27 protein-coding genes are annotated in these 25,198 nt (G+C 72.3%); 20 read left to right on the forward strand and 7 right to left on the reverse strand.

The features are described from left to right. Positions 1-5 precede the first annotated feature (5 nt). From flgK to fliQ, 6 genes are all read left to right on the forward strand, one after another. Positions 6-1,457, forward strand: a complete 1,452-nt coding sequence (gene flgK, locus M446_RS31475) for a flagellar hook-associated protein FlgK (RefSeq protein WP_012336141.1) — start codon at positions 6-8, stop codon at positions 1,455-1,457. Between the two features lie 5 nt (positions 1,458-1,462). Then, positions 1,463-2,497, forward strand: a complete 1,035-nt coding sequence (locus tag M446_RS31480) for a flagellar hook-associated family protein (RefSeq protein ID WP_012336142.1) — start codon at positions 1,463-1,465, stop codon at positions 2,495-2,497. Between the two features lie 284 nt (positions 2,498-2,781). After that, on the forward strand, positions 2,782-3,129 hold the full coding sequence (flaF, locus tag M446_RS31485) for a flagellar biosynthesis regulator FlaF (protein WP_012336143.1): 348 nt from the start codon (positions 2,782-2,784) through the stop codon (positions 3,127-3,129). Between the two features lie 8 nt (positions 3,130-3,137). Further along, positions 3,138-3,581 carry a flagellar biosynthesis repressor FlbT gene (gene flbT / locus M446_RS31490; protein WP_150108772.1) on the forward strand — a complete coding sequence of 148 codons (444 nt, stop codon included), beginning with the start codon at positions 3,138-3,140 and terminating at the stop codon, positions 3,579-3,581. 111 nt (positions 3,582-3,692) lie between these two features. Continuing rightward, positions 3,693-4,121 (forward strand): flagellar hook assembly protein FlgD, encoded by a 429-nt coding sequence (gene flgD, locus M446_RS31495; RefSeq protein ID WP_012336145.1) that lies wholly within the window; start codon positions 3,693-3,695, stop codon positions 4,119-4,121. Beyond that, positions 4,118-4,384, forward strand: a complete 267-nt coding sequence (gene fliQ, locus M446_RS31500) for a flagellar biosynthesis protein FliQ (protein ID WP_012336146.1) — start codon at positions 4,118-4,120, stop codon at positions 4,382-4,384. Before flgD ends, fliQ begins: the two co-directional genes overlap by 4 nt. 157 nt (positions 4,385-4,541) lie before the next feature. Here the strand turns inward: fliQ and M446_RS34385 are convergent, their stop codons facing one another. Together M446_RS34385 and M446_RS34390 are read right to left on the reverse strand one after the other, a co-directional pair. Continuing rightward, the gene (locus M446_RS34385; RefSeq protein WP_150108773.1) at positions 4,542-4,985 is read right to left on the reverse strand and encodes a hypothetical protein; all 444 of its coding nucleotides are present in this window, start codon (positions 4,983-4,985) and stop codon (positions 4,542-4,544) included. Further along, the gene (locus M446_RS34390; RefSeq protein ID WP_050777532.1) at positions 4,975-5,301 is read right to left on the reverse strand and encodes a hypothetical protein; all 327 of its coding nucleotides are present in this window, start codon (positions 5,299-5,301) and stop codon (positions 4,975-4,977) included. Before M446_RS34390 ends, M446_RS34385 begins: the two co-directional genes overlap by 11 nt. 565 nt (positions 5,302-5,866) lie before the next feature. Between M446_RS34390 and M446_RS37785 the strand changes: the two genes are divergently transcribed. The 7 genes from M446_RS37785 (at position 5,867) to M446_RS31540 (ending at position 11,297) form a co-directional block, all read left to right on the forward strand. Then, on the forward strand, positions 5,867-6,421 hold the full coding sequence (locus M446_RS37785) for a hypothetical protein (protein WP_012336147.1): 555 nt from the start codon (positions 5,867-5,869) through the stop codon (positions 6,419-6,421). Positions 6,422-6,693: 272 nt separating this feature from the next. Further along, positions 6,694-8,775, forward strand: coding sequence for a flagellar biosynthesis protein FlhA (gene flhA, locus M446_RS31515; protein WP_012336148.1), 2,082 nt, complete (start codon positions 6,694-6,696; stop codon positions 8,773-8,775). Then, the gene (fliR, locus tag M446_RS31520) at positions 8,772-9,542 is read left to right on the forward strand and encodes a flagellar biosynthesis protein FliR (protein WP_012336149.1); all 771 of its coding nucleotides are present in this window, start codon (positions 8,772-8,774) and stop codon (positions 9,540-9,542) included. Before flhA ends, fliR begins: the two co-directional genes overlap by 4 nt. Positions 9,543-9,545: 3 nt before the next feature. Further along, positions 9,546-9,977: a hypothetical protein gene (locus M446_RS31525; protein ID WP_012336150.1), complete on the forward strand. Its 432-nt coding sequence runs from the start codon at positions 9,546-9,548 to the stop codon at positions 9,975-9,977. Between the two features lie 60 nt (positions 9,978-10,037). Beyond that, positions 10,038-10,499, forward strand: coding sequence for a rod-binding protein (locus M446_RS31530; RefSeq protein ID WP_012336151.1), 462 nt, complete (start codon positions 10,038-10,040; stop codon positions 10,497-10,499). 17 nt (positions 10,500-10,516) lie between these two features. Further along, positions 10,517-10,840, forward strand: coding sequence for a flagellar protein FlgN (locus tag M446_RS31535; protein ID WP_012336152.1), 324 nt, complete (start codon positions 10,517-10,519; stop codon positions 10,838-10,840). A gap of 10 nt (positions 10,841-10,850) precedes the next feature. Further along, positions 10,851-11,297, forward strand: a complete 447-nt coding sequence (locus M446_RS31540) for a hypothetical protein (RefSeq protein WP_012336153.1) — start codon at positions 10,851-10,853, stop codon at positions 11,295-11,297. A 107-nt stretch (positions 11,298-11,404) separates the two neighbouring features. Here M446_RS31540 and M446_RS31545 read toward each other — a convergent pair whose 3' ends face one another. The 3 genes from M446_RS31545 to M446_RS31555 all read right to left on the reverse strand — a co-directional run bounded on the left by M446_RS31545 (position 11,405) and on the right by M446_RS31555 (position 16,793). Continuing rightward, positions 11,405-14,029 carry a heparinase II/III domain-containing protein gene (locus tag M446_RS31545; protein WP_012336154.1) on the reverse strand — a complete coding sequence of 875 codons (2,625 nt, stop codon included), beginning with the start codon at positions 14,027-14,029 and terminating at the stop codon, positions 11,405-11,407. Positions 14,030-14,125: 96 nt separating this feature from the next. Beyond that, positions 14,126-15,811: a thiamine pyrophosphate-binding protein gene (locus tag M446_RS31550; RefSeq protein WP_012336155.1), complete on the reverse strand. Its 1,686-nt coding sequence runs from the start codon at positions 15,809-15,811 to the stop codon at positions 14,126-14,128. A gap of 106 nt (positions 15,812-15,917) precedes the next feature. Further along, entirely contained in the window at positions 15,918-16,793 is an 876-nt protein-coding gene (locus M446_RS31555) for a hypothetical protein (RefSeq protein WP_012336156.1), read from the reverse strand. A gap of 85 nt (positions 16,794-16,878) precedes the next feature. Between M446_RS31555 and M446_RS31560 the strand changes: the two genes are divergently transcribed. The 5 genes from M446_RS31560 (at position 16,879) to M446_RS31580 (ending at position 20,748) form a co-directional block, all read left to right on the forward strand. Next, complete coding sequence (locus M446_RS31560) at positions 16,879-17,136, forward strand: phosphopantetheine-binding protein (protein WP_012336157.1); 258 nt, start codon at positions 16,879-16,881, stop codon at positions 17,134-17,136. Further along, positions 17,123-18,586, forward strand: a complete 1,464-nt coding sequence (locus M446_RS31565; protein ID WP_012336158.1) for an ANL family adenylate-forming protein — start codon at positions 17,123-17,125, stop codon at positions 18,584-18,586. Before M446_RS31560 ends, M446_RS31565 begins: the two co-directional genes overlap by 14 nt. Beyond that, on the forward strand, positions 18,579-19,304 hold the full coding sequence (locus tag M446_RS31570; RefSeq protein WP_012336159.1) for an SDR family NAD(P)-dependent oxidoreductase: 726 nt from the start codon (positions 18,579-18,581) through the stop codon (positions 19,302-19,304). The genes M446_RS31565 and M446_RS31570 overlap by 8 nt, the downstream gene beginning before the upstream one ends. A gap of 76 nt (positions 19,305-19,380) precedes the next feature. Further along, positions 19,381-20,034 (forward strand): YidB family protein, encoded by a 654-nt coding sequence (locus tag M446_RS31575; protein ID WP_012336160.1) that lies wholly within the window; start codon positions 19,381-19,383, stop codon positions 20,032-20,034. A 3-nt stretch (positions 20,035-20,037) separates the two neighbouring features. After that, positions 20,038-20,748 (forward strand): glutathione S-transferase, encoded by a 711-nt coding sequence (locus tag M446_RS31580; RefSeq protein ID WP_012336161.1) that lies wholly within the window; start codon positions 20,038-20,040, stop codon positions 20,746-20,748. 24 nt (positions 20,749-20,772) lie between these two features. Here the strand turns inward: M446_RS31580 and M446_RS31585 are convergent, their stop codons facing one another. Further along, a complete protein-coding gene (locus M446_RS31585) occupies positions 20,773-21,705 on the reverse strand; it encodes an EcsC family protein (protein WP_012336162.1) in 933 nt (310 codons plus the stop codon). A 170-nt stretch (positions 21,706-21,875) separates the two neighbouring features. Here M446_RS31585 and M446_RS31590 point away from each other — a divergent pair, with 170 nt between their 5' ends. After that, a complete protein-coding gene (locus tag M446_RS31590) occupies positions 21,876-22,319 on the forward strand; it encodes an acyl-CoA thioesterase (RefSeq protein WP_012336163.1) in 444 nt (147 codons plus the stop codon). Positions 22,320-22,373: 54 nt separating this feature from the next. On the opposite strand, the gene M446_RS31595 is transcribed toward M446_RS31590, so the two are convergent. Then, positions 22,374-23,705, reverse strand: coding sequence for an AmpG family muropeptide MFS transporter (locus tag M446_RS31595; RefSeq protein ID WP_012336164.1), 1,332 nt, complete (start codon positions 23,703-23,705; stop codon positions 22,374-22,376). 279 nt (positions 23,706-23,984) lie between these two features. On the opposite strand from M446_RS31595, the gene M446_RS31600 reads away from it, so the two are divergent. After that, the gene (locus tag M446_RS31600) at positions 23,985-25,046 is read left to right on the forward strand and encodes a sensor histidine kinase (protein ID WP_265576476.1); all 1,062 of its coding nucleotides are present in this window, start codon (positions 23,985-23,987) and stop codon (positions 25,044-25,046) included. Positions 25,047-25,198 lie beyond the last annotated feature (152 nt).

Consider the following 25,198-nt stretch of genomic DNA (forward strand, 5'->3'; position numbering starts at 1 on the left):
TCCCGATGGGCCTCTCCCTCGCGCTTGCCACGGCGCGCTCCTCGCTCCTCGCCTCCTCGACCCAGATCGCGGTGTCGTCCCGCAACGTCGCGGGCGCGTCGAGCGCGGGCTATTCCCGCAAGATCGCCACCCTCGTGCCGGGCACCGGCGGCGTCACGGTCTCGATCACGCGGGCGAGCGACGCGGCGCTCTACGCGCGCATGATCTCCGCCACCTCGGACCTCGCGGGGTCGCAGCAGCTGCTCAGGGGCCTGCAGTCCCTCCAGCAGACGGTCGGCGACCCGCAGAGCACGACCTCGGCCGCCGCCCGCCTCTCCGCCCTGGCCGCCGCGCTCCAATCGGCGGCGAACAGGCCCGACGACGCCACGCTCGCCCGCGCGGCGCTCGACAAGGCCCGGGACCTCGCCGCGAGCCTCAACCAGGCCGCCGGCGCCGTCGCGAGGACCCAGGCCGACGCGGACGCGGCCATGGGCGAGTCCGTGACGCGGATCAGCGATCTGCTGTCGCAGTTCGACCTCGCCAACAAGGCGGTGATGCGCGGCACCGCCCTCGGCGCCGACGTCACCGACGCGCTCGATTCCCGCGACCAGATCATCGCCAAGCTCTCGGAGGAACTCGGCGTCACCGTGGTGCCCCGCGAGGGCGGCGACGTCGCGCTCTACACCGACAGCGGCGTGCCCCTCTACGACCGCATCCCGCGCAAGGTCAGCTTCGCGGCGACGCCGACCTACCAATCCGGCACGACCGGCAATGCCGTGATCATCGACGGCGTGGCGGTCACCGGGCCGAACTCGCCGATGCCCCTGCGCTCGGGCACGCTCGCGGGCCTGAGCCAGCTGCGCGACGTGGCCGCCCCGGCCTACGCGGCGCAGCTCGACGAGATCGCCTCCGCGCTGATCGCGACCTTCCGGGAGACCTCGTCCTCGGGCGGGGCCGACCTCGCCGGCCTGTTCCGAAACGGCAGCACCTCCGCCCTGCCGAGTTCCAAGGCGGGGCTCGCCGCCGCGATCACCCTGAACGCCGCGGTCGATCCGCAGAGGGGCGGCGACCCGGCGCTCCTGCGCGACGGCGGCATGAACGGCGCCGCCTACCGCTCCAACCCGGCCGCCGCCGGCAGCGGCACCGCCTATGCGGGCCGGCTCACCGCCCTGGTCGCGGCCCTGTCCGCCAAGCAGAGCCTGGGCAGCGCCCCGGGCCCGACCGGGTCGATGGCGCTGGCCGAGTACGCGGGCGCCTCGGCGGGCTGGCTCGAATCCCAGCGCAAGGTCGCCTCCAGCACCGTCGACCAGCAGACGACGCTGCTCGGGCGCGCCTCCGACGCCCTCTCGAACGTCACCGGCGTCAATACCGACGACGAGACGGCGCTGACGCTGCAGTTGGAGAGGTCGTACCAGGCCTCCGCCAAGCTGGTCACGCTGATCGACGAGCTGTTCAAAACCCTCATGAACGCGGTCTAGACACCATGCAGACGAGCTACATCTCGACGCAAAGCCTCTGGAACGCGCCGCGCAGCGCCACCGCCCGGCTCCAGGCCGAGAGCGCCAAGGCGACCCAGGAGGTCGCGTCCGGCCGCTACGCGGATGTCGGCCTCGAACTCGGGTCGCGCGTGAGCGTCTCCCTCGCGCTGCGCGGGCAGCAGGACCAGCTCGCCGCGCTGAAGCAGGACAACGGCCTCACCGCCCTGCGCCTGGACCAGACCCAGGCGACGCTCAAGCAGCTCCAGGCCGCGGCCGACGACACCCTCAAGCAGCTGCTCGGCGCCTCGATCGACAAGAAGGTCTCGACCATCTCGACGCTGGCCGCCACCCAGCTCGCCGCCCTGACCTCGGCCCTGAACGGCGCCGCCAACGGCCAGTACCTGTTCGCCGGGCTCAACACCGACAAGGCGCCGCTCACCGCCTATGCGGGCAGCCCGACCTCGCCCGCCAAGGCGGCGGTCGACCAAGCCTTCCAGGCGGCCTTCGGCAGCGCGGATCCCGCCACGATCACGCCGGCCCAGATGACCGCGTTCCTGAATGGGCCCCTGGCCCAGCTGTTCGACGAGGCGCACTGGACCGCGACCTGGTCGAGCGCGTCGAGCGACGCGCTGACGAGCCGGATCGCCCCGGACGAGACCGCCCGGACCTCCGTCAGCGCCAATGCGGAGCCGATCCGCAGCCTCGCCATGGCCTACGTCCTCGCCTCCGCCCTGAAGGCAGACACCATGTCGGCGGCCACGCAGACCGTCATCGCCGACAAGATCACGTCGCTGCTCAGCCAGGGGAGCCAGGGCCTCGTCGGCCTCCAGGCCGATCTCGGCACGGTGCAGGCGCGCATCAAGGACGCGAACACCCGCATGGACGCCCAGAAGAGCCTGATCGCCAGCCGGATCGACGATCTCGAAGGGGTCGATCCCGCCGAGGCCAAGACCCGGCTCGACCGGCTCAACGCTCAGATCCAGATGTCCTACTCGCTCACGTCGCAACTTCGGCAGCTCAGCCTCGTCAATTATCTGTAGTGATCGCCGGTTGCGGATCATCTTCCGCAGCTGCACTCAGCTTGGTTCTCCTTGCATGGGAAGGTTTTCACGGGCGCAGGCCAGGTCCCGCGCGCGTCATGGGCTCCCAAGAAAGGCCGCTCAGGAGTTTGTCGGTGTTAACCTTAAGCACAAACTCTCCTGAGATACTTCGCGACGGCCGCCCGACCCGGCGCGGATGGGGCTCCCGGGGCCCCTCCGACCGGCGGGCGGCCGGTTCGACGGTCCGGCTGACCGGGCCCGAGTCACACGAGGCATCAGCGACGATGTACCGTTTTTCCTACAACGAGATCCTGGAAGACGCGCCGGACCTCTGCCGCGAGCGGGAGCGCGCGGCCTTCGACAGGGCGCTCGCCCTGCTGCGGAAGGCCGATGCGGCGGACGCGAAGTTCGAGGATCGCGGCGAGGCGGTGAGCTTCCTGCAGCGACTCTGGGACGTCCTCATCGAGGACCTCCTCAACCCGGAGAACGGGCTGCCGGAGCCGTTGCGCACCGACCTCGTCTCGATCGGGCTGTGGAGCATGCGCGAGGCGAGCGAGGCCCTGCGCCTGCCCGAGCGCAGCCTCGCGCCGCTGATCGACGTGAACACGGCGATCCGCGACGGTCTGCGATGAGCCGGCGCATGCGGCTGTCCCTGCGGGCCGGCGAGCGGGTCTACGTGAACGGCGCGGTCCTGCGCGTCGACCGTCGGGTCTCGCTCGAGCTCCTGAACGAGGCCACCTTCCTGCTGGAGCAGCACGTGCTCCAGCCCGAACAGGCGACGACTCCCCTGCGGCAGCTCTACTTCGCCGCCCAGGTGCTGCTGATGGACCCGGCCGGGGCCGAGCCGGCCCGCAAACTCTATGACGAGTTGCATGCCGGCCTGATGGCGGCGCTCACCAACGCGGAGATCCGGGAGGGCCTGATGGCCGCCTCCGCCCAGATCGCGGCCGGGCGGCCCTACGAGGCCTTGAAGCTCATCCGGAATCTCTACGCCGCCGAGGCGGCCGTCCTCGACGGCGGCGCGGCCCAGGCCGAGCTGCCCCCGCCGCGCCGGGTCGTCCGGAGCGCGGGCCGCGCGGCCTGAGGCCCGAGCGGCCCGAGATCCAACCGGCACGAGAGCCAACCGGCCCGGATCCAAGCGACACCGCGCCGCCGGCGCGGCAGCGGCGCCGCGGCGCCAGAGGAGAGACCAGCGATGAGCATCACCGGCATCAGTTCGTCCACGGCGGGGGCGTCGAGCGGCGCGACCGCGACGGGCGGCAGCGCCGCGCCCACCACCTCGAAGACCGCGACCTCGCTCAACACGGACGCCTTCCTGCAGCTGCTGCTCACGCAGCTCAAGAACCAGGATCCGACCAAGCCGATGGATTCGACGGCCTATATGGGCGAGCTCGCCACCTTCTCGGAGGTCGAGCAGAGCACCAAGATGAACAACAAGCTCGACGCGCTCCTGTCCTCGAACTACCTGTCGCAGGCCGAGAGCGCGATCGGGCGCACCGCGACCTCGGACGACGGCAAGATCACCGGCGTGGTCGCCTCCGTGAAGATCACCACGGACGGTCCGCTCGCCACCCTGAAGGACGGCCGGCAGCTGCTCCTCGGCAACGGCGTGTCTCTGTCGTGAACGAGGTCGACGCCCTCGAACTGGTGCGCGCCGCGATCTGGACCATCCTGATCGGGGCCGGGCCCGCGGTCGCGGCCGCCATGGCGGTCGGCATCGCGGTCGCCCTGCTCCAGGCGCTCACGCAGATCCAGGAGGTGACCCTCACCTTCGTGCCGAAGATCGTCGTGATCCTGCTCGTGATGCTGATGACCGGCTCCTTCGTCGGCACCCAGCTCTACATGTTCACCGAGAACGCCTACGGGCGGATCACCTCGGGCTTCTGAGGAACGCGGAGAGGGCCCGGATGGCCGTCGCGCGAGGGCCGGCCCGGCCCTGGCGGCGCGGTCTCGCGCCGGCGAGACCCTCGGGGGCGGGCCGAACCGGGGCCGCGAGGGGAAGGGCGACCGCGCGCGGCGATCGCCACCACTTCACCGCCAGGTTCTACGCGAAGATGAAATCGCTCGCGTCCATCGCGGTCGGCGTCACCCCGGCCAGGAGCGCGTAGGTCGAGCCCCCATCGAACCTGAGCAGCGCGTTTCCATTATAGTTGAGCACGTCGACGGATGAGAGCGAGGGTCCGACGACGATCTTGTCGGTGCCGTCCTGCCAATCCATGATCAGGTCGATGCCTTGACCGGCCTCGAAGCGGAATTGATAAATCCCGCTGCCGCCGATCAAGGTGTCGTTGCCCTCGCCGCCGTCGAGCCTGTCGCTGAGATCGGAGCCGGTGAGTTCATCGTTGCCGCCGTATCCGTTGATCGTGATGCCCGTCCACGTGCCGGTCGCCTGGTGGTACACGCGTTCCCCGGTCAGATAATTGTTGCCTGCGCTGCCATTCAGCGCATCGATATCGACCAGTTTGACTCCTGTGAGATCAAGTGACAAATTTGGTTTTGATTGTTGTCGGGACGCTCGTGAGATTAATGATCGCCTCGATCGAAGTCATCGAGCTGATGCCGATCTCGACGTAATTCCATACATAGCTGACGCCTTTGAGAAAAATACTATCGGATCCGCTGCCGCCCTCGTAGAAATCGTTACCCTCCGATCCATTCAGGAGGAACACGTCGTCCCCGTCGTCGCCTTGCAGGACATCGTCACCGTATCCACCGTAGATGGTGTCATCGCCACCTTTTCCCTGGATGAGATCAGGTCCAGAGGTGCCCCCAAAGAACGTCGCGCCCGTCAGTTCCAACGACATTCGCCATCTCGGATCTCCTCATTGGAAAGCTGCAGATTCTCACCTGCGAAGCAGGCCTAGCGGCCTTCGATGCGGCGTCCTCTCCACGCCGCAGCGCCAACTCCTTTGAGTCAGCGACTAACCCTAGCGGGAACATATCGATCCAACTACCGACCGAAGGTTGTTTAAGGCCGCTTTGGTAATTCCTGTAATTCGTTTCCAGTTCGCTCTGTAGCAATAATTCAGGAATATATAAAATATTCACCTATAGCAATTTCAGTGCTACAGATCGAATTTGTACGCAGAAACAAGATAAGTGATTTCCATATATACAAAGTTCGTGCTGATATTTTTCTTTGTTTTACACAAACCTTTCTGGCTTGCTGAGTATCAAAAATGCAAGCATCGTTGAATTTCGGCGCTAAGAATGTCGTACAGAAATGATAGTATACTGGAAATATATTTGAATTCAGCACAAAGATCGGATCTCTCGGTGGAACGAGGAGATTTGTACTGGGCAGAAGTATGCAGATTGACATAATCTTAATCATCTTGCCCGAGCGTAACAGGGGCTTTCCTCGCAGCCATGGGCGAGCCCAACGCGCGTGCTCCGCAAGACCTCACCCGCGGCCAAACAGGTGTTCATGCCATGACGACCGTTTCTCTCACCAGCAAAACTCCGGTGCTCGCTTTGCTGCGCGGGACCGGAGCCGCAGCAAGTTCTCCCTCATCACCGGCCGATGATCTCATCAAGACCGCGACCGGTATATCCAACAAGCCGAGTTACGCGACGAGGCAGGCCGCGTCCGCGGCAGCGGGTCTCGCGATGGCCGCTGCGCTCAGCGACGGCAAGGTCATCTATGCGACGAAGATGATCACCATCGCGGATCTTGGCTCTTTCGATACATTCGATGAGGCTGTCGATTATGTTGATAAAAGCCCTGAAATTGCTAAAGACAAGAAATTCGATTGGGTTAAGTTTCTAAGATCACTTGAGAAATCGCGCAACGAAATCGAAGAATTTATGCATTCGGGTCTGGGGAAGAAGTTGAAATCGGGAGAATTGCAACCTCCGAAGGCCGAGACTCGGGCGTATTCGGTCGACGAGGCCTTTGCCCAACTGGATGCCGCGACGCGCTGATCCGACCGCGGAGCGAAGGTCACGGCGCGGGGCCGCCGCCCCGCCTGCCCGTCCGAGCCGGACGGTTCCCAGGCCCTCCCGGCAGGCGACGATCGCACCGGACGCGGCGCCGCCCGTCCCGGGACGACCCGCCGCCCCGGCCGGGTCCGTACCCCCGGGCCGATCCGGGGTGCGGGCCTCACCCCCGCCCGCACCGCCGGCAAGGCCCCGCCACCCTCGCGCAAGCTTCCGCGCCGACAAGGACCGGCGTCACCGGAGAGCGGGGAGCCGCGATGGCGTTGGTCGAGGCAATCGGGCTGGAGCGCAGGACGCAGCGGGATTTCGGCTTCGCGGCCGGCATCGTCGCCATCCTGGCCGTCCTTTTCCTGCCGATCCCGGCGGTCCTGATCGATGTCGGCCTCGCCTTCTCGATCGCGCTCTCGGTCCTGATCCTGATGGTGGCGCTCTGGATCCAGAAGCCGCTCGAATTCTCCGCCTTCCCGACCGTCCTGCTCATCGCGACGCTCCTGCGCCTCGCGCTCGGCATCGCTACGACCCGGCTGATCCTGGCCAACGGCCAGTCCGGCGTGAACGCCGCCGGCCACGTCATCCAGGGCTTCTCGCAATTCGTGATGAGCGGCGACTTCGTGATCGGGATCGTGGTCTTCGCGATCCTGATCACGGTCAACTTCCTGGTCATCACCAAGGGCGCGACCCGCATCGCCGAGGTCGGCGCCCGCTTCACCCTCGACGCCATCCCCGGCAAGCAGATGGCGATCGACGCCGACCTCAATGCCGGGCTCATCGACGACAAGGAGGCGCAGCGCCGCCGCCGCGAGCTGGAGGAGGAGAGCGCCTTCTTCGGCTCGATGGACGGCGCCTCCAAATTCGTCCGCGGCGAGGCGGTGGCGAGCCTGATCACCATCGCGGTCAACATCTTCGGCGGCATCATCATCGGCACGACCCGCCACGGCATGCCGCTCGCCACCGCGGCCGACGTCTTCACCAAGCTCTCGGTCGGCGACGGCCTCGTCTCGCAGATCCCGGCCCTGATCGTCTCGCTCGCCGCGGGCCTGCTCGTCTCCAAGGGCGGCACCCGGGGCACCGCCGAGCAGGCGGTGCTCGGCCAGCTCGGCGCCTATCCGCGCGCGCTCACCGTCGCGGCCGCCCTGATGGGCCTGTTCGCCCTGGTCCCGGGCCTGCCCTTCGTCCCCTTCATGGCCCTCGCCGCCCTGATGGGCTTCGTCGCCTACGCGATCCCGCGCCGCCTCGCCGAGAAGAAGGCCGCGGAGGCCGCGCAGCGCGCCCTCGAGGAGGAGCGCAAGGCCGCGGCCGCCAAGGATTCGGTCAAGGAATCCTTGAAAACCCCCGAGATCGAGCTCTGCCTCGGCCGCCACCTCTCGGCCCAGGCCAACACCGCCCGGATCGAGCTCGGCCACCGGGTATCGAAGATGCGCCGCAAGTTCGCGCTGCAGTACGGGTTCGTGGTTCCCGACATCAAGCTGACCGACAGCCCCTCGCTGCCGCCCAAGACCTACCAGATCCGCATCCACGGCACCCTCTCGGCGAGCCAGGAGATCCGCCCCGGCGAGTCGCTCGTGGTGGTGGGCGACGGGCCGCGGCCCGACGTGCCCGGCGAGGAGGTGCGCGAGCCCGCCTTCGGCATGAGGGCGATCTGGGTGCTCGACGCCTACGCGGCCGAGGTGCGCCGCGGCGGCTTCGAGCCGGTGGACGGCACCTCGGTGCTGCTGACCCACCTGTCCGAGGTGATCCGCAACAACCTGCCGCATCTCCTCTCCTACAAGGACATGCGCAACCTCCTCGACCGGCTCGACCCCGAGTACAAGCGGCTCCTGGAGGAGATCTGCCCCTCCCAGATCTCCTATTCGGGGCTGCAGGCGGTGCTGAAGCTGCTGCTGGCGGAGCGCGTGTCGATCCGCAACCTGCACCTGATCCTGGAGGCGATCGCCGAAATCTCCCCCCACGCGCGCCGGTCCGAGCAGATCGCCGAGCACGTGCGGATGCGCATCGCCCAGCAGATCTGCGGCGACCTCGCCGAGGACGGGGTGCTGGCGGTGCTGCGCCTGGGCAGCCGCTGGGACCTGTCCTTCCACCAGAGCCTCAAGCGCGACGCCAAGGGCGAGGTGATCGAGTTCGACGTCGACCCGCGCCTCGTCGAGCAGTTCGGCACCGAGGCCTCCGAGGCGATCCGGGCGCGGCAGAAGGAGGCGCACGTCTTCGCCCTGGTCACCGCCCCGGATGCCCGGCCCTACGTGCGCATGATCATCGAGCGGCTCTTCCCGACCCTGCCCGTCCTGTCGCACCTGGAGATCGCCCGCGGGGTCGAGATCCGCTCCCTCGGGACGATCTCGTGAGCGGGCCGGGCCCCTTCCTGCCCGGGCCCGACCTCTTCCTCGGGATCTTCCTGATGTTCTGCCGCATCGGCGGCTGCCTCCTGGTGGTCCCCGGCGTCTCCAGCGCCCGCATCCCCGTCCAGGTGCGCCTGTTCCTCGCGCTCTCGGTCACCTTCGCGCTCAGCCCCCTGATCCTGCCCCTGTTCAGGGGCCGGCTCGCCGCGCAGGAGCCGGCCGTCACCTTCCTGTGGATCCTCTCGGAGAGCCTGACGGGCTTCCTGATCGGGCTCCTGGGCCGGGTCTTCCTGTTCGTGCTGGAGACCGTGATGACCGCCGTGACCATGGCGGTGGGGTTCGGGACCATCCCGGGCACGCCGATGGAGGGCAACGAGCCCCAGGGCGCCCTCGTCTCCCTGGTGATGGTGGCGGCGACGGCCCTGCTCTTCTCCGCCGGCCTGCACTGGGAGCTGTTCCGCGGCCTCGTCGACTCCTACGCCCGCCTGCCGCCCGGCGAGGGGCTCGGCTCCCAGGCGGCGCTGGTGCAGATCGTCGATCAGATCACCAGCGTGTTCGTGCTCGGCCTGCGCATCACCTCGCCCTTCATCGTCTACTCGATCGTGGTGAACCTCGCCGTCGGTTTCGCCAACAAGCTGACGCCGACGATCCCGGTCTACTTCATCGCCACGCCCTTCGTGATGGTGGGAGGAATCCTGATGCTCTACCTGATCTCCGGGGAGGTGCTGATGCAGTTCCTCGGCTCCTACGCGATCTGGCTGCGGCAGGGCTGAGGCGTGCGCGCGCCCGACCGCCTCGCCCGCGCCAAGCGCCTGATGGCCCTGCAGGAGCAGATGCGGCGCGCCGCCGAGCGGGACCTCGCCGAGACCCGGCGCCGGACCGAGGCGGTCGGCGCCTCCGAGGCCGCCCTCCTCGCCGCCCTCGGCCAGGACGCCGCCGCGGGCCTCTTCCTCGAAGCCGCCGCGCGCCGCGTGAAGGCGCTGGCGGGCGAGAAGGCCGCCCTCGCCGCGCGCGCCGGAGCCGAGCAGGAGACCCTGCGCGAGCGCGCGCTGGCGCAGAAGCGCAGCGAGCGCCAGGTCGCCCGGCTCGACGCCGAGGCCCGGCGCGAGGCGGAGCGGCGCGACCTCGCCGAGCGCATCGAGGGGCTGGTCGCCCAAGGACCGGTCGCCCAAGGACCGGTTGCCCGCGGTGACGCAAGCCTCCCGTAAGCCAGCGGGGCTATCGCTCGCGCATCCTCTCCCGCAACGGCAGGATCCCCGGCAGTCGCCATGAGCATCAAGCCTCCCTCCGACATCGTGCTCGACGTCGCGCGGGCCGCCGACCCGACCCGCCTGCAGGAGGCCGCCGCCAAGCTCGGCACCGCCGGCGGGGCGGTGGACCCCTCCGCCTTCGCGGACGCGATGGCCTCGGCCGGCCTCTCGACGCACATGCCCCTCGACGCGCAGGGCGCGCTCACCGCGGCCAAGTCCGACACCGCGCTCTCGGCCAAGAAGGCGGCCGGCCCCTACCGGCAGTTCGAGTCCTTCGTGCTGCAGCACTTCGTCGAGACGATGCTGCCGTCGAAGGCGAGTTCCGTCTACGGCAAGGGCATGGCGGGCGGCTACTGGAAGTCGATGCTCGCCGAGCAGATCGGCGGCCAGATCGCCAAGGCCGGCGGCCTCGGCATCGCCCGGCTGCTCGCCAACGCCCACCCGGTCCAGACCGGCGAGACCAAGAAGTCCCAACTCTGACCGCCCGAGGCGCCCCCATGCTGATCGCATCCCTGACCCGGCTCGAAGCCACGATCGACGAGGAGACGGAGGCGCTGCTGACGCGCCGGCCGATCGACCAGGACGAGGTCAACCGGCGCAAGAGCCAGAGCCTGCTCGAACTCACCCGCCTCGCCCGCCACCGGGACGAGCCGGCGGATCCCGATCTCGCCGCCTGCCTGACCCGCCTGCGCGACAAGCTCGCCCGCAACCAGGAGGTCGTCGCCCTGAACCTGCGGGCGGTGGAGGAGGTGTCCGAGGTGATCGCCGGCGCCCTGCGCGCGGCGGACTCCGACGGCACCTACGGCCCCGACCACCGCTGAGGCTTCGCGCATGCGCATCGTCGTCACGGGCATCTGGATCTGCGTCGTCACCCTGCTCTCGTGCTACGGCGTCGTCACCTGGGGCGCCGGCCTGTTCGCGCAGAGGACCGAGCCCTACCTCGAAGGGCTCCAGTACCAGAAGCTGCGCGCCATCAACGTGCCGGTCATCGCGGACGGCGCGCTCCAGGGCTACATCGTCACGGTCCTGGTCTTCACCGCGGATGCCAAGCTGATGCACACGGTCGCGGTGCCGCCCAATTCCTTCGTCATCGACGAGGCCTTCCGCCAGATCTACGGCGATCCGAGCCTCGATTTCCGCAGGATGGCCAAGTACAACATCAGCAAGCGCCTCGACGAGATCCGCGCCAAGGTCAACGAGCGGCTGGGCGCCGAGGTGGTCAAGGACGTGCTGGTGGAGGACTTCAACTTCGTGCCGCGCAAGGACCTGCGCTCGTGAGGCGGGCGGGCTGATCCGGGATCCGGTTGATCGCAGCGGATCGCGGATCACGCGCCCGCGCGGCGCATGAGCGAAGCCCGGATCCGCGAGACCCGACCCGGGCCGGTTCACGCCTCACCGAGCAGCCGCTTCACGGCGTCGAGGGTCAGCCGCCCCGCCAGCGCCCTCTCGCGCCCCTCGTCGAGCGCGATGGCGACCCCGCCGCAGACCGCGCCCTGCCCGTGGAAGACGTAGCGCAGCGTGCTCGACGGGTGCAGCACGCCGGGCTTGAGCGAGAGGTAGCCCTGCAGGCCGCCCGGGCGGTCGCTGCGGCCGCTGACCAGGGCGAGGCCGCCGCGCTTGCCGTCCACGAGGCGCGGCACGACCCGCAGGCGCTGCGCCTCGCGGCTCGCCAGCACGAGGCGCGGCCCGGCGAGCGCCACCAGCACGTCGGGCGGGAAGTGCAGGAGCCCCTCGACCGAGAGCGGCCGCTCCTCGGTCTCGAAGCGGTCGAACACCGCCAGCGCGGTCAGGTCGTCGAGGGTCACGATCACCCGGCGGTGGCGGTAATCCGGCCCGTGCACGCTGGTGCCGATCGCGTAGGCGGTGGCCCCGTCGAGGCGCTCCACCTCGGCGAGCCAGCCGGTGCCCGCGCCGGGCTCGCGGCCGTCCGGCCAAGCCACGTTGTGGGCGCGCGCCGAGGTCAGGTAGTGGCGCACCAGCCCGCTCTCGACCTGGCCCGAGCCGCCGGCCTCGACGATCCAGCGCACCCCCTCCGCCGCGAAGACGAAGGAGGTGCAATCCGCGTGGCCGTGGGCGTGGCGCTGCTCGCCGAAGGCGCAGGCGAGGTGCGCCCGGCTCGCCCCCGGCCCCTCCGCCCGCGCGGCGATCAGGCCCGGCCCGCCCCGGGCCGGCACGAGGCTGCCGCGCGCGGCCGTCGCCCGCTCGCCGGGGCCGAGGAGGCGCCCGATCCAGGCCCGGTGGTCGATGCCGTGCGGCGCGTCGCCGAAGGGCGGCAGCCGCCCGCCCGGATCGAGGAGCCCCGCGAGCATGCGCAGGGCGGGCCCCACCCGCCGGCCGATCGTCGGCCCGGGCGCCTCCTCGCCGAGCGCCTCGGCCAGCAGCCGCCCGAGGCTCGCCAGTTCCAGCCGCTGGTGCAGGGACGGGTCCGAGAAGGTGCCGTCCGGGGCGCTGAGCGCCGCGAACCCCTCCTCCAGGGCGTGCCGGGCGAGCGAGAGCCAGAACGGCGAGAGCGGCAGGCGCGGCAGGGCGAGGGCGACCGCCCGCAGCGCCACCGCGGCCTGGACGTGGTGCAGCGTGCGCGCCACGGCATTCTGGCCGATGATCTCCGCGAGGGCGAAGCCGTGCCGCACCGCCTCGCCCGCCAGGGTGCGCAGGGGTTCGACCCGCATCGAGCCGATGCTGAACGGCGCGAGCAGGGCCACGAACACCTCGGCCCGGGCGGCGAGCGCCGCCGGATGCAGGCTGAGCCCGTCGGCCGGATTGCCCCAGGGATTGGCCCGCGACCACGACAGGGCGATCTCGGTCGCCCTTGCGGCATCCGCCGCGGCGAGGGGCAGGAGCCAGCCGAGGGATTGGTACTCGAGCCGCCACGCGGGCGACTGGAACGGGTCCTCGCTCCAGCTCGGCTCGGGCGGCAGGTCCCAGGCGGGGGCCCGGCCGAGGCGGAGCGCGGTCCCGGCCGGGTCCGGCGCCGCGTCCGGGCCGGCCTCGCCCGGCCCGGCGGGCCCGGATTGCAGCCGGCGCAGCCGGTCGAGGAGGAGCGGCACCCCCTCGGCGGGGGCGGGCGAGCCGCGCAGGCCCAGCGCCGCGTCGACCCGGTCGAGGAAGGTGCCGGCGTCGATGACCTCGTCGCCGCACAGGGCCTCCAGGCGCAGCCCGTCCTCCAGCCCGATCTCGACCGGGCCGGTCAGTTCCACCTCGGCCCCCGCCTCCCAGGTGGCGAAGCCGACCCGCACGGCGGCGGCCTTCGGCGGCGGGGTCAGGTCGAGGGTGAAGCGCCGGGCCTGCCGGTGGGCCGGCAGGTTGATGCCGGCCCCGAAATCGGGCGTCGAGACCGTGTCCGGATAGGGCGGCGGGATCGCCTCCCCGGCCGCGTTCCTGTAGGCGACCCGCGCCAGCGCCCCCTCCCGGCCGGTCCGCGCGGCGTGGATCTGCCCGCGCAGCACGAGCGGCCGGCCCGGCACCAGGGCGAGGTCGAGCCAGTCCGGTTCGAGGCCCAGGCGCCGCCGCCGCCGCGGGATGCGGGCCGGCCCGCCCTGGCGCAGCTCCGGCCGGATCACGCCGAAGGGGGCGGCGTTGCGCCAGGAGCGCACGCTCACCGTGGCGTGGCGGGCGGGATCGGGCACCAGGAAGCCGAGGCGCACCATCGCGGCGCGGGTGCCCTCCCCGGCATCGAGGTAGGCCGGCCCGGCGATCCAGGCGCTCTGCGGATCGAGGAGCGTGCGCGACAGGCCCGGCACGTGCTCGAAGTCGAGGCTCGACCTGTCCTCCGCCAGGAAATCCACCCCGACCAGCGCGAAGTCGAGGCTGGCGCCGGCGGTCTCGGCCTCGTCCCAGGCGAGCAGGAAGGCGAATTCCACCCAGGTCTCGGGCCGGAGGTCGGAGAAGGCGAGCACCGCCCGGGCGAAGCGGTTGTTGGCCGCCACGACGTGCTCGTCCGGGCGGGCGCCGGCCGCGGCGCCGCCGGCATAGCTCACCGAGACGGGCAGGAAACGGGGCGCGGCGGGCATGCTCGCGGGCGGGTGGAGGCGGGCGGGCGTCCTGGGGACGGGAGACCGCACCTGCCGGCTGGGCCGCCGGCCTGTCAAGCCGGCGCCGCCCTCCCGTCAGGCCGCGCGCCCCGCCACCGCCCGGTCGCGGATCTGGGTCAGGGTCTGGCCGGGCGTGATCGCGTCGGTGGCGATCTTGAGGTGGATGATCGCGGGCCGGCCGCAGGCGCTCGCCTCCCGGAACGCCGCCGGGAAGTCCTCGGTGCGCTCGACCGTCCAGCCGAGCCCGCCGAAGGCCCGCGCATAGGCGGCGAAATCCGGGTTGACGAGGTCGGTGGCGACGACGCGGTCGGGGAATTCGCGCTCCTGATGCATCCGGATCGTGCCGTAGCTGGCATTGTCGGCCACGATCACCACGAGCGGCAGCCGGTACTGCACGGCGGTCGCGAATTCCTGGCCGTTCATCAGGAAATCGCCGTCGCCGTTGATCGACACCACGGTGCGCTGCGGCCACAGGCGCTTCATCGCCACCGCGGCCGGCACGCCGTAGCCCATCGAGGCCGAGGTCGGGGCGATGTGGGAGGCGAGGCCGCGGAACCGGTAGAAGCGGTGGATCCAGGCCGCGTAATTGCCCGCGCCGTTGCACAGGACCGCGTCGCGCGGCAGCACCTCGCGCAGGTGGATGATCACCTCGCCGAGATTGACCCCGCCCGGCTGCGGCGTCGCCCGCTCGCCCCAGGCGAGGAACTCCGCGTGGGCGGCCCGGGTCTCCTCCCGCCACGGGATGCGGGCCGGGGCCGGCAGCCGCGCCAGGGCGGCGGCGGTGCGCGCGGGCGAGGCGTTGATGGCGAGGAAGGGCTGGTAGACGCGGCCCAGCTCCTCCGGGCCGGCATGGATGTGGACGAGGCGGGTCCGCGGCCCGGGCACGTCGAGCAGGCTGTAGCCCTGCGAGGGGATCTCGCCGAGGCGCCCGCCGAGCAGCACGAGCAGGTCGGCGGCCCTGGCGCGCGCCACCAGCTTCGGGTTGGGGGCGAGGCCGAGATCGCCCGCGTAGTTCGGATGCAGCGCGTCGAACAGGGGGCTGCGCCGGTAGCTGGTGGCGACCGGCAGGTCGAAGGCCTCGGCGAAGCGGGCGATGGCCGCGCAGGCGCCCTCGCTCCAGCGGCTGCCCCCGAGCAGCAGGAGGGGCCGCTCCGCCGAGGCGACGAGGTCGGCGAGCCGCGCCACGTCCTCCTCCCCCGGCGCCGCCTCGACCGGCCGGAAGGGCGGCGCGAGCGGGGCCGCCGTCGCCTCGCTCAGCATGTCCTTGGGCAGCGCCACCACGACCGGGCCGGGCCGCCCGGCCGTCGCCGTCGCGAAGGCGCGGGCCACGAATTCCGGCACCCGGTCGGGGTCGTCGATCTCGGTCGCCCACTTCGCCATCGGGCCGAACACCGCCCGGTAATCGAGCTCCTGGAACGCCTCGCGCTCGCGGAAGCGCCGCTCGATCTGGCCGACGAACAGGATCATCGGGGTCGAGTCCTGCTGGGCGACGTGCAGGCCCGCCGAGGCGTTGGTGGCGCCCGGGCCGCGGGTGACGAAGCAGATCCCGGGCATCCCGGTCGCCTTGCCGTGGGCCTCCGCCATCATGGCGGCCGCCCCCTCCTGGCGGCAGGTCGTCACCGCGATGCCGGAATCCCGCAGCGCGTCGAGGACGGGCAGGAAGCTCTCGCCCGGCACCGTGAAGACGTGGCGCACCCCGTTCGCCACCAGCTGATCCACCAGCACCCGGGCGGCTGTGCGCCCCGGCCTCGCCTCGTCCATCGTGCGGCTCCATGCGGTTGCGTCGTGTGGGCGCTCCGCGCCCGGGCGGGGCCCGTGCGGCGGCGCGGGCGGGCGGATCCCGGCCCGGTCAGGGCCGAAGGCCTCGTCAGGGGCCGAAGATCGCGCCCTCCGTGTAGGGGATCTCCCCCGGCCGGGGCGGGTTCGGGCCGCGGAAGTACCGGGTCTGCTGCCGGGCGAGCGACAGGCCGACGAGGCCCGGCAGCGGCCCGTCGGCGTCGATCAGCACGGTCGGATGGCCGCGCCCGAGGAGGTGGCGCCCGAGCGGCCCGGCGAAGCGCGCGAACTCGGCGAGGTCGCGGCAGTAGATCAGGTGGCGCGTCGGCACCAGCCGCTTGAGGATGCGCCGGGGGGCGAAGACGAAGGGGTGCAGCCCGTCCTGCGCCTCCGCCACCAGGCAGGTGCAGCCGTAGCCGGCATGGGCCTCCAGCAGGTCGCGCTCGGGCAGGTCCGCCAGGCATTCCGGCGCCCGCTCGCCCACCCGGTGGATGCGCACGCGCTCGTGCGGGTCGGCGAGCCAGGGCAGGCTGAGGAACAGCCCGCGGCCGAACGGCTGGAAGCCCTGCCGCTCGATGATCGGCTGGGTGTGCGGGGCCGGCGAGAGATTGAGGTAGGTGACGGTGGGGTCGCGCAGGACCGCGCCGACGAGCAGCGCGGCGTGGCCCGCGAAGGCGGGCTCGGACGACCAGCTCGACAGGTTGCAGCGCACGACCCGGCGCCCGTCCCGCACCGCTTCGGAGAAGATCGTCAGCAGCACCGCGACCGGCCGCCCCCCGGCCTCCAGCAGGTAGCCGAAGCGCGGATAGCTCTCCGGCACCGGCCGCGCCGCCTGCCGGGCGAGGCCGCGCCGCCAGTAGCTCTTCGGCCGGAACCGGAAGCCGCGGCTCAGCAGCCCGGCCACGGCGTCGAGGTCCGCTTCCGTGATCTGCCGCCGGCGCACCGGGCCGCGGACATCTGTAACCATTCCGTTCACCCTACGGAGGCGAAAACCTTGCTGGGCTTTCACGGCGGCTGGTATAGCGGATGAAGAGAACAGGAGATACGCCCGCATGTCCGTAAGGTTAACGATTCTCGATCAAATGAAGAAGATCGCCGAAGAGCAGCAGCGCAAGCTGGCTCCACTGTCGGACAACACGGCTCTGGTCGAGACCGGGCTGGATTCGCTGTGCTTCGCGATCCTGGTGGCGCGGCTGGAGGGCGAACTGAACGTCGATCCATTCACGATGTCGGACGAGATCACCTTCCCGGTGACGGTCGGCGAGTTCATCGCGCTCTACGAGGGCGCCGCCGTCGATGCCGCGGCCTGACCCGGGCTCCCTGCGCGAGGCGCTGGCGGGTGCCGGCGAGACCGGCGGCCGCCTCCTCGGGCGCGAGGCCGCGATCGACTTCGCGGCGCTCACCCGCGCGAGCGCGCTGGGACCGGCCCGCGACGGGCTCGCCGGGCGCGCCGTGCTGGTCGCGACCGCGGACCAGTTCGCGGCCGCCCTGGCGCTGATCGACCTCGACGGGCTCGCCCGCCGGCTCCTCCTCGCCCCGCCCGACCTCGACCCCGCCCACCTGCCGACCCTGCTGGACCGCGCCGGGATCGAGGCCGTGGTAACGGACCTCGCGCCCGCGGCGCGGCCGGATGTCGGCGGCCGCCCGGTCCACGCGATCGGCGCGCCGCGCCCCGCCGCGGCCCCGGCCGCGCCCCGGCTCGCCACCGAATGGGTGCTCCTCACCTCCGGCACCACGGGCGTGCCCAAGATGGTGGTGCACGACCTGGAGGGGCTCGCCGGCGCGATCCGCCCGCGTCCCCCCGGGGAGCCGGCGCCGGTCTGGTCGACCTTCTACGACATCCGCCGCTACGGCGGGCTCCAGATCTTCCTGCGCGCGGTCCTCGGCGGCGCCTCGCTGGTCCTCTCGGCCAAGGACGAGCCGGTGGCGGAGTTCCTCGCGCGCCTCGGGCGCCACGGGGCGAGCCACGTCTCGGGCACGCCCTCGCACTGGCGCCGGGCGCTGATGAGCGCGGGGCTCGGCGCCTTCCGCCCCTCCTACGTCCGGCTCTCCGGCGAGATCGCCGACCAAGCGGTGCTCGACGCCCTGCGCGCCGCCTTCCCGCAGGCCTCGATCGGCCACGCCTACGCCTCCACCGAGGCGGGGGTGGGGTTCGAGGTGACGGATGGGCGCGAGGGTTTCCCCGAGAGCTTCCTCGGCCCCCGCGCGGGCGGCGTGGAGCTGCGCGTGGTCGAGGGCGCCCTGCGGATCCGCTCCGGCCGCACGGCCCGCCGCTACCTCGGCGAGGGCGCGCCGATCCTGCTCGACGCGGAGGGCTTCGTCGATACCGGCGACATGATCGAGATCCGCGACGGGCGCTGCGCCTTCGTCGGGCGGCGCGGCGGCATCATCAATGTCGGGGGCCTCAAGGTGCACCCGGAGGAGGTCGAGGCGGTGATCAACCGGCATCCGCGGGTGCGGATGTCCCTGGTCGAGGGCCGCCGCAACCCGATCACGGGCGCGCTCGTCACCGCCACCCTGGTGCTCGATCCCGGGGAGGCCTCCGTCGAGGCGGTCAAGGCCGAGATCCTGGCCGCCTGCCGGGCGGCCCTGCCCGCCCACAAGGTCCCGGCCGTCCTGCGCGTCGCCGAGGCGCTGCCGGTGACCGGGGCCGGCAAGCTCGCCCGGGGACGCGGTCCGGGCGCCCAGGCCCCGCTTGCCCAGGCTCCCCTTGCCGAGACGCCCCTTGCCGAGACGCCGCCGGAGAGCCGTCATGCGTAACGTCCTCGTCACCGGGGCGAGCCGGGGCCTCGGCCTCGCGATCGCCGTCACCCTCGCCGGCGCCGGCTTCCGGGTCGCGGCGGTGGCCCGCCGCCCGAGCGAGGCGCTCGAGGCGGCGATGCGCGCGGCCGGGCCGGGCGAGCTCCACTTCGCGGCCGCCGACCTCGCGGAGATCGGGGCCCTGCCCGACCTGGTGCGGCGCCTGCGCGAGGCGCACGGGCCGCTCTACGGCCTCGTCAACAATGCCGGTCTCGGCACCGAGGGGCTCCTGGCGATGATGCCGCTCGCCGACATCGAGGCGCTGGTGCGGCTCAACACGCTCGCGCCGATCGTGCTCACCAAGCACGCGGTGCGCGCCATGATGGCCGAGGGGGCCGGGCGCGTCGTCAATGTCAGCTCGATCATCGCCTCGACGGGCTACAACGCGCTCTCGGTCTACGCCGCCACCAAGGCGTCGATGATCGGCTTCACGCGCTCCCTCGCCCGGGAGGTCGGCCCGCTCGGCATCACGGTGAACGCGGTGGCGCCGGGTTTCATCGACACCGAGATGACCGCGGGCCTCGGCGAGGCGGAGCGCCGCAAGATCACCGGCCGCGCCGCCCTGCGCCGGCTCGCCGAGGCGCAGGACGTGGCGAACGCCGTCGCCTTCCTGATGGGCGAGAGCGGGCGCAACATCACCGGCACGGTGATGACGATCGACGCCGGCAGCACCGCCTGACCGCGCCGCGACGCAACCGCGCCCCTCCGGCCGGGTTAACGCACCGGAAGAGTCCGCGGGGCGCGGGAGGAGCGTGATGGGTCTGCTCGATCAGGTGATCGGTTCGGTGCTCGGCAACGTGCTCGGGGGCCAGGGCCGGGCGGGGGGCGGCGCCTCGGCCATGTCGCCCCTCGTCAAGGCGCTGCTGATGCTGCTCGCCTCGCGGGCGCTGCAGGGCGGCTTCGGCGACATCCTCGGCGGCGGCGCCCGCCCGGCGCCGCGCCCGCGCGGCGACGAGGGCTTCGCGCCGCGCCCCGGCCCCGCCGCCGATCCGAACAACCCCTTCTCCGACTTCTCCGGCATGCTCGACGGGCCGGGCGGCCCGGGCCCGCAGGCGGGCGGCAGCGTGCCCAACCCCTTCGACCAGCGCGCCGACCAGTATTCCGGCCTCGACCGCGAGATCCCGGACAATGCCGGCCCGGCCGGGCTCGACCAGCTGATCGACCGCTTCCGCCGCGGTGGGCTCGGCGAGGTGATCGAGTCCTGGATCGGCCCCGGGCAGAATCGCGGGATCGCGCCCCAGCAGCTCGCCCAGGCGCTCGGCCCCGACACGGTCGAGACGCTGAGCCGCGAGACCGGCCTCGAGCGCGACACCCTCCTGACCCAGCTCGCCGCCGTGCTGCCCGGGGTGATCGACGGGCTCACCCCCGGGGGCCGCCCGCCGAGCCGTGACGAGATGCGGAGCTGGTAGGCGGTGGCCTACGAGCTGTTCTACTGGCCGGGCATTCAGGGCCGGGGCGAGTTCGTGCGCCTTGCCCTGGAGGAGGCGGGGGCCGCCTACCGCGACGTCGCCCGGACGCGGGGCTTCGGCGCGCTGCACGACCTCCTGGCGGAGGACGGGCCGCGCCCCTCCTTCGCCTGCCCGATCCTGCGCGACGGCGACCTGATGATCGGCCAGACCGCCGCGATCCTGCTCTATCTCGGCCCGCGCCTCGGCCTCGTCGGCGAGGGTGAGGCCGAGCGGATCCGCACCCACCAGCTGCAGCTGACCGTGGCGGACGCGGTGAGCGAGGTGCACGACACCCATCACCCGATCGCCAGCAGCCTGTTCTACGAGGACCAGAAGCCCGAGGCCGCGCGCGCCGCCCGGATCTTCCGCGAGGCGCGCCTGCCGGCCTATCTCGGCTTCTTCGAGCAGGTGCTCGCCCGCAACCCGCGGGGCCCCGCGCAGCTGGTGGGCGGGCGGCTCAGCTACGCCGACCTCTCGCTGTTCCAGCTGGTCGAGGGCCTGCTCTACGCCTTCCCGCAGGCCGCCGCGCGGGGGCTCGCCGGGGCGCCCAAGCTGGCGGCCCTGCACCGGGCCGTGGGCGAGCGCCCGCGGATCGCCGCCTACCGGGCGAGCGACCGCCGGGTGCCCTTCAACGAGGACGGGATCTTCCGCCGCTATCCGGAGCTCGACGGGTGACGGCGCGGCGGCGCGCGGCCCGCCTCACCCCGCCAGCGCCGCCCGCTCCGCCTCGTAGGCCTCCCGCACCCGCTCCTTGCCGTAGCGCCGCTCCAGCCGCCGCACGGTGAAGTGGGCCCGGGCGATGGCCTGGAAATGGTCCATGAAGGCCGCGTTCACCGCCGCGCCGCCGAGGGCGCCCACCACCGGCACCGCCTGGGCGGCGGCCTTCTGCGACACGACGAGGCCGAAGCGTGCGGCGACCTGCGCCACGAAGCGCATCACCGCCGGGGCGCTCTCGTCGAGGAGCCCGCGGCCCGCCGCGTAGCGCGCCACCTCCGACATCGTCTTGGCCAGCATGCCGCGCACCGCGAAGTAGCCGCTGTCGGTGGGGCTCGGCTCCGGTCCGCCGCGGCCGCCGAGCGCGAAGACCTGCAGGCAGGCCAGCGCCGCCTCGGGCTCGCGCAGGTCCTCGCCCTCGCGCTGGGCGATCTCCGCGATGGAGCGCAGCATCAGGGTCGTGGTGAGCGGCAGTTCCACGGGGATCGTCGCCAGCCCGAAGGCGCCGCCGACCGCGCCCGATACCGCCGCCAGCGCCTTGTGGCCGAAATCCCCCGGCGGGTAGCGCTCCAGCAGGTCGAGGGCGCGGCTGCGCAGGGAGGGCCGCTCGGCCGCCTCGGCCGGCACCACGGCCTGCGCCTCCCCCGCCCGCGGCAGGGTCGCGACCGCCACCCTCAGCGCGCCCCGCATGGCGCCCTCGGTGGCCTGCGTGATGGTCTCGGTCACCGCCTCGGGCAGGGCCCGGCCCAGCATGTCGAGGGGGGCGCCCGCCATGGCCGAGAGCCGGGCCGCGAAGCTCGGACGCTCCAGCACCGCCACCGCCGCCCGCAGCGCCGCGCGGTCCGCGTCGCTGAGCGGTTCGGGCGCGGGAGGGGGGGCCGGCAGCGGGGCGGTCTCGACGGCGACGATCTCGGTCACGGCGCGAACCTCGGGATGGGACCAGGACGGATGAAAGCTGGCGATGCCGGGGCCGGTTCCGCAAGGGCCCGACGGCCGCCCCGCACCCCCCTCGGACGCCGGGGCGGTCGCCCTCGCGGCCGAGGTCGGTTACGAAGGGGCTCCTCACGCAGCCGAGAGACGCGGTCCCCATGGCCACCGACCCGCCCGCCAGCGTGCCCGATTGGGGCGCCCCGGTCATCCGCACCATCGCCATGCCGGCGGACACCAACCCGGCCGGAGACATCTTCGGCGGCTGGCTGATGGCCCAGATGGACCTCGCCGCCGGCAACGTGGCGGCCCGCCGGGCGCGGGGGCGCTGCGCCACCATCGCGGTCGAGGGCATGACCTTCCTGCAGCCGGTCCTGGTGGGCGACGAGGTCAGCCTCTACGCCCGCATCGTCGCGGTGGGCCGCTCCTCGATCCGCATCCAGATCGAGGCGTGGCGCCGCGCCCGCGAGAGCGAGGAGACGATCAAGGTCACGCAGGCCCTCTTCACCTTCGTGGCCATCGACGAGAGCCGCCGGTCGCGGCCGGTGCCGCCCGAGCCGCCCGCCCCCGCCGATGACGGCAGCTTCGGCCCGTGGTCGGTCTGATCCGACATCCGCCGGATGGCGTCGCCATGCGGATGTCGGCTTCGCTCACCCCGCTCAGGCGCGCAAGGTGACGCCCCCGCCCCCGAGATCCGCCTCGGGTGCGGCGGACGGCTCCTCGGGCAGGAAGCGGAGCGCGAGGCACAGGGCCACGACCGGGATGCCGGTCGCCGAGGTGAGGATGAAGAAGGTCGGGTAGCCGACGGCGTCGACGGCGAAGCCCGAGAGGCCGCCCACCCACTTGCCCGGCAGCGCGTAGAGCGAGGAGAGCAGCGCGTACTGCGTCGCCGCGAAGGCCGGCGAGGTCAGGCTCGACATGTAGGCGATCAGCGCCGTGCCCGCGAAGGCGCCCGCGAAGTTCTCGACGCTGATGCTGCCGATGAGGAGCGGCAGGTTGTGCCCGGCCACCGCCACCCAGGCATACATCAGGTTCGAACTCGCCGCCGCGATCCCCCCGATCAGGAGCGCGTTGAGGAGCCCGAGCCGGCTCACCGCGATCCCGCCCGCGAAGGCCCCGGCGATGCCGATCCACACGCCGTAGACCTTCGACACCGTGGCGATCTCGCTGAGCGAGTACTTCATGTCGATGTAGAGCGGGTTGGCCATGATCCCCGACACGATGTCGGGCAGGCGGTAGAGGGTGATCAGGAGCAGGATCAGGGCGAGCCCCGCGCCCTTGCGGGCGGCGAGGTCGGCGAAGGGCTCGACCACCGCCTCGCGCAGCGCCGCGCGCCAGCCGCGCCCGGCGGGCGGGTCGGCCGCCTGGACCTTCGGCGCGGCGAGGCAGCCGGCGATCGCGATCAGCATCAGGAGCGCCATGGTGCCGTAGGCCGGCTTCCAGCCGAACGCGTCGGCGAGGTAGAGCGCGCCCGCCCCCGCGCAGATCCGCGCGAGGCTGTAGCCGAGCTGGTAGGCGGCGAGCATCATGCCCTGGCGCTCGGGCGGCGCCGAATCGATCCGCCAGCCGTCGACCACGATGTCCTGCGTCGCCGACGCGAAGGCGATGGTCAGGGCGCAGACCACCATGTAGCCGAGGGAGCGCGTGGGATCGCCCTGGCTCATCGCGAGGAGCGCGCCCGCCACGGCGAGCTGCGCGGCCAGCATCCAGCCCCGCCGCCGCCCGAGCAGCCGCGCCAGGACCGGCAGGTCGAAGCGGTCGATGACCGGCGCCCACAGGAATTTCAGGGTGTAGGCGAGCGAGACGTAGCTGAGCAGGCCGATGCTGGAGCGCTCGATCCCGGTGCTGCGCAGCCACGCCGACAGGGTCGCGAAGACGAGCAGGATCGGCAGCCCCGCCCCGAAGCCGAGGAGCAGCATCAGGGCCATGCGGCGGTCGCGCACGACGTCGCGCAGGGTCTGGCGGGTGCCCTCGAGCCAGCCGGTGGTCATCGCAACCTCGTCCTCAGCCTTCGCGCCGCACTCCGCCAGAGGAGTGAGGCTGCATGATGGTTGCTGCGCCGTTAACGCGGACCGGGGGCGGCGGGACCATCCGGCCCGAGAGGCCGTCGGCGAAAAACCGTTGGCGAAAAACCGTTGGGAAGAGGCCGCGTGGCCCTGGAACCGAAGGTTGTCCGGGTGGTTCGCTCATGGAACAGTCGTGTTTCCGGAGGCGGCCCGCTCCGGATGGCGGGGCGCCGCGGCGCCGGGCAGCGCGGGCGGAGCGAGGCGATGGCCGGGGCGGCCCGACGATCGACCAGGGGTGCGGAGAAGCGGCCCGGGGCCGAGGCGCCCGGGCTCGACGACGCGTTCGCGGCGGCGATCCGCGCGAGCGGCGTGCCGATGGCGCTCGTCGAGGCGACGACGCCCGGCCACCCGATCGCCTTCGTGAACGAGGCCTTCTGCCAGCTGACCGGCTACGCGCCCGACGAGCTGCTGGGGCGCGGCTGCGGGCTGCTGCGCGGCCCGGGCACCGGGCGGCTCGCCGCGGCGCGGCTGCGCTCGGCGGCGACGCGCGGCGTGCGTGCGCGGGCGGAGGTGGAGGGCCTGCGCAAGGACGGCGCGCGGCTGCGCCTGTCGGTGGCGGTGAGCCCGGTGCGGAACGCGGCGGGGGCGCGCCACGCCTTCGCGGTGGTGAGCGAACTCGCCGCCCCGGTCCCGGCCGAGCGGCTCGCCGATCTCGAGGCGGCCCTGGAGCGGCGCACCGCCCTGCTGCACGAACTCGACCACCGGGCCAAGAACACCCTGCAGGTCGTCGCCTCGCTGGTGCTGCTGCGCGCCCGCCGGGCGCCGGATGCCGCCTCGCGGGCCGTCCTCGACCGGATGGCGGAGCGGATCGGCGCCCTGGCCGCGGTGCAGCGCCACCTCGCCGGCCGGGACGAGGACCGCCGCCTCGACCTCGGGGCCCTCGCCGAGGAATTGGCGGGCGAGGTCGCGGCGGGCGTCGAGCGGGACCGCGTGACGGTCGCCGCGGAGGTCGCGCCGGTGCTGGTCCCCGCCGTCCAGGCCGTGCCGGTCGGGCTCCTCCTGCACGAACTGGCGAGCAACGCCGCCCGCCACGCCTTCCCGGACGGCCGGCCCGGCCGGGTGCGGATCCGCGCCGCCCGCGAGGCGGACGGGCTGGTGCTGGAGGTCGCCGATGACGGGATCGGCTTCTCGCCCGAGGGCGACGGGCGGGAGGGCTTCGGGCTCAGCCTCGTCGCCATGCTGGTGCGCCAGCTGCGCGGCACGCTCACCTGGGATGCGATGCCGGGGGGCACGCGGGCCCGGATCGTGCTGCCGGACGGCGGATAGCTGACCCTGGATCGCCGCGCGGGTTCGAAGCGCATCGCCCGCGCGGCGCTTGAGCGACGCCCACATCCGTCATCCCGAAGGGATCAATCCGATTTAAAGACTATGTTCTGGCGATCCGATCAGCGCAGCCGAAATCGTGGCCGGCCCTGGCC

The sequence above is a fragment of the Methylobacterium sp. 4-46 genome (genome assembly GCF_000019365.1).
In the GTDB taxonomy this organism is placed as follows: domain Bacteria; phylum Pseudomonadota; class Alphaproteobacteria; order Rhizobiales; family Beijerinckiaceae; genus Methylobacterium.

Coding starts and splice junctions, on each gene's coding strand:
- flgK (WP_012336141.1), top strand. CDS start 6: ATGGGCCTCTCCCTCGCGCTTGCCACGGCGCGCTCCTCGCTCCTCGCC.
- M446_RS31480 (WP_012336142.1), top strand. CDS start 1,463: ATGCAGACGAGCTACATCTCGACGCAAAGCCTCTGGAACGCGCCGCGC.
- flaF (WP_012336143.1), top strand. CDS start 2,782: ATGTACCGTTTTTCCTACAACGAGATCCTGGAAGACGCGCCGGACCTC.
- flbT (WP_150108772.1), top strand. CDS start 3,138: ATGCGGCTGTCCCTGCGGGCCGGCGAGCGGGTCTACGTGAACGGCGCG.
- flgD (WP_012336145.1), top strand. CDS start 3,693: ATGAGCATCACCGGCATCAGTTCGTCCACGGCGGGGGCGTCGAGCGGC.
- M446_RS34390 (WP_050777532.1), bottom strand. CDS start 5,301: ATGTCGTTGGAACTGACGGGCGCGACGTTCTTTGGGGGCACCTCTGGA.
- M446_RS37785 (WP_012336147.1), top strand. CDS start 5,867: ATGGGCGAGCCCAACGCGCGTGCTCCGCAAGACCTCACCCGCGGCCAA.
- flhA (WP_012336148.1), top strand. CDS start 6,694: ATGGCGTTGGTCGAGGCAATCGGGCTGGAGCGCAGGACGCAGCGGGAT.
- M446_RS31530 (WP_012336151.1), top strand. CDS start 10,038: ATGAGCATCAAGCCTCCCTCCGACATCGTGCTCGACGTCGCGCGGGCC.
- M446_RS31535 (WP_012336152.1), top strand. CDS start 10,517: ATGCTGATCGCATCCCTGACCCGGCTCGAAGCCACGATCGACGAGGAG.
- M446_RS31540 (WP_012336153.1), top strand. CDS start 10,851: ATGCGCATCGTCGTCACGGGCATCTGGATCTGCGTCGTCACCCTGCTC.
- M446_RS31545 (WP_012336154.1), bottom strand. CDS start 14,029: ATGCCCGCCGCGCCCCGTTTCCTGCCCGTCTCGGTGAGCTATGCCGGC.
- M446_RS31550 (WP_012336155.1), bottom strand. CDS start 15,811: ATGGACGAGGCGAGGCCGGGGCGCACAGCCGCCCGGGTGCTGGTGGAT.
- M446_RS31555 (WP_012336156.1), bottom strand. CDS start 16,793: ATGGTTACAGATGTCCGCGGCCCGGTGCGCCGGCGGCAGATCACGGAA.
- M446_RS31560 (WP_012336157.1), top strand. CDS start 16,879: ATGTCCGTAAGGTTAACGATTCTCGATCAAATGAAGAAGATCGCCGAA.
- M446_RS31565 (WP_012336158.1), top strand. CDS start 17,123: ATGCCGCGGCCTGACCCGGGCTCCCTGCGCGAGGCGCTGGCGGGTGCC.
- M446_RS31570 (WP_012336159.1), top strand. CDS start 18,579: ATGCGTAACGTCCTCGTCACCGGGGCGAGCCGGGGCCTCGGCCTCGCG.
- M446_RS31575 (WP_012336160.1), top strand. CDS start 19,381: ATGGGTCTGCTCGATCAGGTGATCGGTTCGGTGCTCGGCAACGTGCTC.
- M446_RS31590 (WP_012336163.1), top strand. CDS start 21,876: ATGGCCACCGACCCGCCCGCCAGCGTGCCCGATTGGGGCGCCCCGGTC.
- M446_RS31595 (WP_012336164.1), bottom strand. CDS start 23,705: ATGACCACCGGCTGGCTCGAGGGCACCCGCCAGACCCTGCGCGACGTC.
- M446_RS31600 (WP_265576476.1), top strand. CDS start 23,985: ATGGCCGGGGCGGCCCGACGATCGACCAGGGGTGCGGAGAAGCGGCCC.